This window comes from Armatimonas sp. (assembly GCF_043760365.1).
Taxonomy (GTDB): Bacteria; Armatimonadota; Armatimonadia; order Armatimonadales; family Armatimonadaceae; genus Armatimonas.
Window position 1 is genome coordinate 1 of sequence record NZ_JAYUPA010000369.1, and the last position, 5,096, is coordinate 5,096.

Annotated in this window: 5 protein-coding genes; 4 read left to right on the forward strand and 1 reads right to left on the reverse strand. The window is 52.8% G+C overall.

All coding sequences use genetic code 11. The features are described 5' to 3' along the window. From acs to ACH2EH_RS08885, 3 genes are all read left to right on the forward strand, one after another. The coding region (acs, locus tag ACH2EH_RS08875) for an acetate--CoA ligase (RefSeq protein ID WP_395140878.1) at nt 1-1,782 on the forward strand (1,782 nt) is incomplete at its 5' end. Between the two features lie 282 nt (nt 1,783-2,064). Continuing rightward, complete coding sequence (locus tag ACH2EH_RS08880; RefSeq protein WP_395140880.1) at nt 2,065-3,366, forward strand: AAA family ATPase; 1,302 nt, start codon at nt 2,065-2,067, stop codon at nt 3,364-3,366. A 6-nt stretch (nt 3,367-3,372) separates the two neighbouring features. Next, the gene (locus tag ACH2EH_RS08885; protein ID WP_395140882.1) at nt 3,373-4,146 is read left to right on the forward strand and encodes a hypothetical protein; all 774 of its coding nucleotides are present in this window, start codon (nt 3,373-3,375) and stop codon (nt 4,144-4,146) included. A gap of 11 nt (nt 4,147-4,157) precedes the next feature. On the opposite strand, the gene ACH2EH_RS08890 is transcribed toward ACH2EH_RS08885, so the two are convergent. Beyond that, nucleotides 4,158-4,892, reverse strand: a complete 735-nt coding sequence (locus ACH2EH_RS08890; protein WP_395140884.1) for a phytanoyl-CoA dioxygenase family protein — start codon at nt 4,890-4,892, stop codon at nt 4,158-4,160. 29 nt (nt 4,893-4,921) lie between these two features. On the opposite strand from ACH2EH_RS08890, the gene ACH2EH_RS08895 reads away from it, so the two are divergent. Beyond that, on the forward strand, nt 4,922-5,096 hold a 175-nt coding region (locus ACH2EH_RS08895; protein WP_395140885.1), incomplete at its 3' end, for an FmdB family zinc ribbon protein.

A 5,096-nucleotide genomic window follows, 5' to 3' on the forward strand; every position in this document is an offset into this window, starting at 1 on the left:
TGTGAGTGGAACCCGCCGCATGCAAAGTGGTTTGTGGGCGGCAAGCTCAATGTGAGCGCGAACTGCCTCGATCGGCACCTGAGCACGGCGCGCCGCAACAAGGCCGCGATTATCTTCGAGGGCGAGCCGGGCGACACACGCGTGCTGACCTACCACGATCTGTGGCGCGAGGTGAATAAATTTGCCGGGGTGCTGACCAATCTGGGCGTGGGCAAGGGCGACCGCGTGACAATCTACCTGCCGATGATCCCCGAGGCCGCGATTGCGATGCTTGCCTGCACCCGGATCGGCGCAATTCATAGTGTCGTATTTGGGGGGTTCTCCGCCGACAGCCTGCGCGAGCGCATCAATGATAGCCAGAGCAAAGTTGTCGTCACGAGCAGCGGGAGCTGGCGGCGTGGCAATATCGTCCGCCTGAAAGATGCCGCTGATGCCGCGCTGGAGGACGGTGCCTGCCCGACGGTGGAGAGTATGGTGGTGCTGAGCCGTGCGCTCGATCCCACTCTCGTGCCTATGGTTGAGGGACGGGATCACTGGTGGCACCGGCTCGTCGAAGACGCCCCGCGCCTGACGGAACCCGTGGCGGTGGATAGCGAGGACGGCCTTTTTATTCTCTACACCTCCGGCTCCACGGGCAAGCCCAAGGGAATCTATCACACGACGGGCGGCTACTTAACGCAGGCAAACGCCACTTTCCAGTGGACATTTGATATTAAAGACACCGATGTCTTCTGGTGCACCGCCGATGTGGGCTGGGTGACGGGCCATAGCTACGTGGTCTACGGTCCGCTCGCCGCAGGTGCCACGGTGCTGATGTACGAGGGCGCACCGGACTGGCCCGCGCGGGATCGGTTCTGGGCCACGATTGAAAAATACGGTGTGAGCGTTTTCTACACGGCCCCCACCGCGATCCGCTCGTTCATGAAGTGGGGCACGGAGCACTTAGAAAAACACGATCTGACCAGCCTGCGGCTTTTAGGCTCCGTCGGTGAGCCGATCAATCCCGAGGCATGGCTCTGGTACCACGAGAATGTTGGAGGGGAAAACTGCCCGATTGTGGATACCTGGTGGCAGACCGAGACGGGTGCGCAGATGATTACCCCGCTCCCTGGCATTGTCAGCACCAAGCCCGGCAGCGCGACGCGCCCCTTTCCCGGTATCGCAATGGATGTTGTGGATGAGGAGGGCAACCCGGTTCCGGCGGGCAAAGATGGTCTGCTGGTGATTCAGAAGCCGTGGCCCGCGATGTTGCGCACCCTCTGGCGAGACGATGTGCGCTATCAGAGTGTCTACTGGAGCAAGTTCGGCGCGAAGAACCTCTACTTCGCCGGCGATGGCGCCCGAAAAGACACCGACGGCTACTTCTGGCTTCTAGGCCGCGTGGACGACATCATGCTGGTGGCCGGACACAATATCTCCACGATGGAGGTGGAGTCCGCGCTCGTAGACCACCACGCCGTCGCCGAAGCCGCCGTCATTGGCCGCACCGATGCCATCAAGGGCCAGGCAATCTGCGCCTTTGTGACGATCAAAGAGGGCCTGACCGCCGATGAAGCGCTGATCAAAATCCTCAAGTTGCATGTCGGCCAGAAGCTCGGGCCTATCTGCCGCCCCGACGACATCCTCTTCACGGCGGAGCTTCCTAAAACACGCTCCGGAAAGATCATGCGCCGCCTGCTGCGAGACATCGCCGAAGGACGCGCACTGGGCGACACCACCACCCTCGCCGACCCAAGTGTGGTCTCGGGCCTGAAAGACAAGTACGAACAAAGCGAGGGGTAGGAAGGGGGGGAGATTGTCAAAGGTAAAAAACACGCCTGTTTCTAAAAAGAGTTGCCATCAGCGAGAAAGATAAAATAGATTCTACAAAAATCAGAAATCAGCTAAACTTTGTAAGCAAACTCCACACTTTGCAAAACGAAACCAGAAAGCCTAACATACTCCTATAAAAATATAAGTTTCTCTACAAAGATTTATAAACTTCCTGAAAAATTACAGGCACGCCAAGATTTGTAAAATTGCTCCACAAAGTCTAAAAATGCTCCCGAAAAAGAAAGTCATCTTATGCACATCCGCCGCGTTGAGATTGAAAATATACGCTCCGTAAAACACCTTGTCTGGGAACTCCCTTTGGATATTTGGCGAAGACAAAATAGTTATGGGAAAAATTTAGAGGGGGCTGGATGGCATGTCGTATTAGGTGATAATGGATTAGGGAAGACCAGCTTTTTGAGAGGTACTGCTATTTGCTGGTTAAGTTTCCTAAATGTTATACGGGCTGTTCAATCCGAACCCGCGATTCTGAGAATAGGGGAAGATTTCTATAGGGCAGAAATTATTATTACTATAGATAAAGATTTTGATACAGTTACTGATTTTAATGGTTTTCCTAAAATATATGATCCTAATAAAAATGGATCGAACTACAAATTTCCTGAATTTAAAATAGAAAAAAAGATAACTAGATTTGCCGGTGGTGATTCCATAGATTATGAAACTGATATTTCAAGAACATTCTTTATTTCTTTTGGACACAATAGGAATTTTAGTAAAGATAATTTTTCGGAAGAAATAAAGGAAAGTAATCCATCTCTTTTTAATCAGATAGGAATTTTTCAGAGTTTGTCATATGAAGGAGCTATATCCTGGATTTTGAAACTTAGTCATGCTAAAGCTGAAGGTGATTTGGATTCAGAAAGAAATCTTGAGAACATATTGAATTTTATTAATAATACTAATATATTACCTGAAGGATGTAGTATTAGCTCTGTTAGTTCTAAAGGAATTTTTTTAAAGAGGGGAAATGGATCTGAAATTCCAATAAATCAAATGTCAGATGGTTATTTATCCGTGCTTTCTATGGTGATTGAGATATTAAAGCAGATTAATAAATGGTTCGGTTTTGAGAAAATGTTTAGGGGTGATGACTATACTGAAATTATTGTACCAGGTGTTGTTCAAATTGATGAAGTAGATGCTCACTTGCATCCATCATGGCAGCGGCGAATTGGCCAATGGTTTAAAGAACATTTTCCTAATATGCAGTTCATTGTGACGACTCATTCTCCGCTGATTTGTTGGGCGGCTGATTCCGTCTTTGTTTTACCTACGCCAGGAACCGATGAGACGGGACGATTTTTAACAGAGGAAGAGCTGAACCGGGTAAAGTACGGAAGTATCCAAGAAGCGTATATGTTGGATGCTTTTGGGGAGATTGGGCGCTCCGATGAAGGGCAGAAGAAGCTGGTACGGCTGACGGAACTGAACAATAAAGAGTGGGATGGGCAGCTCACTGAGGCGGATAAGAAAGAACTCCAAGAGCTACGGGCGGCGCTTCCGCTCTCTGCCTTGCGGATGAAGGGGTAGGCTTCCGTGCTGCTGATTCCTCCCTCAAACTGCCCTCCAGCGGCAATAGAGAAACTCCGAGCGCTTCAGGACGCAGTCAATAGTCATGCGACTTTTGCAGAGAAAAAAGCGACAGCGGAGCGACTCTGGAACAACCGGACGGATAACAAACCTTTCGAGGCGGTGAAGACGGCGCTTCTGATGCTCTGTCCCAATGGTTACTGTTGTTACTGTGAAACCAACGAGCCCTCGCCCGTGGAGCATATCTGGCCCAAGAGTCACTACCCTGAACGTGCGTTTCTCTGGGAAAACTATCTCTTCGCTTGCCATAACTGTAACTCCAAGCACAAGCTGGCTCGCTGGGCGATCTTTCGAGCGGCGACGGGGGCGGAGTTTGACGAGGAAACAAGCTGGAGCGGTGCTCCCGCTATCGGCAATCCGGTTTTTCTTGACTTGCGTGCCGAAGATCCTCAGGCACTCATTCGGCTGGACTTCGAAACCTTCCTCTTTGAAGCAGATACTACTGATTCGCGAAAGTGTGCTCGTGTGGAGTACACCATCAACCAGATTCTCAAGCTCAATGAGCGTGGACTCGATAGTGCCAGAGAGTTTGCCTACGATGCCTACTGTGAGCGATTGACGCGGCTGGCACAACTAGCTCCTGAGGAACGCGCTACTAAAGTGCCACTCTTTCAGGGTGTCCCACAACGAACCGTCTGGAAAGAGATGCAGCGCTGGCACGCACGCATCCCCCGACTAAAAGGACTTTTCGCCGCCGCCCCCGAAGCCTTGACTTGGTAGGCACATTAACGTCACATGAGAGGGAATAAATCGCCCGTAATCGGCTCCCCAATCGTCAAGCCCAGCGGATCGGTGACCACGTGGCCGCGTCCGCTGTAGGCAGTGCTCGTCTCCATGAAGATCACAATGTGCGCCACACGCGGGTCATCGGTGAAGTTGGGGGTCGCCATGTGGGCGCAGCGGCCATGATGAAACGTGCAGTCACCCGCCTTGAGAGGCACGGTCACACGCGGAAACCAGACAAACTCCGGCTCGATCTGAAAGAGGCTACGGGCATCGGAGAGGTTCTGGGCGGGTAGATCGGTGTGCTTGAACGAACCCGGCAGAAACGTCATGCAGCCTTTCTCGGCGGGAACATCGCACAGAGCGATCCAGGCCGAGATGGGATTTGGCGAGGTTGCATGCGGCCAGTAGGGCTGGTCTTGATGAAACTCCGTGGCGGCATTGTTGTGTGGCTGCTTGATCAGAATCTGGTCGTGCCAGAGCCGCAGCTCGGTGCCATTGAGCGTTCTCGCCGCCGCTGCCAGGCTCGGGTGAAGCGTGAGCGCCCGCATGGCATCGTCGTGGGTCCAGACATTCACGTGCTGATCAAAGACCGGGCGATTGGAGAGGGGCGGGTTGCGGCGGGTATAGTCGAGGGCGGCTTCGTAGAAATGCGCGGCCTCACTCGGGGAGATCACGCCGGGGATGTGTACAAAACCCTGGGCGCGAAACGAGGCAACCTGTTCGTCGGTGACAGTAACCATACAGCCATTGTACGCGATAAAATAGCCCCATGCCTACCTACACCTACCGCTGCGATGACCCTTGTGAGACCTGTGGCGGTACTCAGGAAGTGTTTCAGCGCATGTCCGATGCGCCCCTGATCCAGTGTCAGGAGTGCGACAAACTAATTCGTCGCATCGTGAGCCTGCCGCTGCGCGCCGTGGTGAACTCCGGGAACCTCTCCG

What these genes read in the sequence shown, in the direction of transcription:
- ACH2EH_RS08880 (WP_395140880.1), top strand. Translation starts at nt 2,065, where the DNA reads ATGCACATCCGCCGCGTTGAGATTGAAAATATACGCTCCGTAAAACAC.
- ACH2EH_RS08890 (WP_395140884.1), bottom strand. Translation starts at nt 4,892, where the DNA reads ATGGTTACTGTCACCGACGAACAGGTTGCCTCGTTTCGCGCCCAGGGT.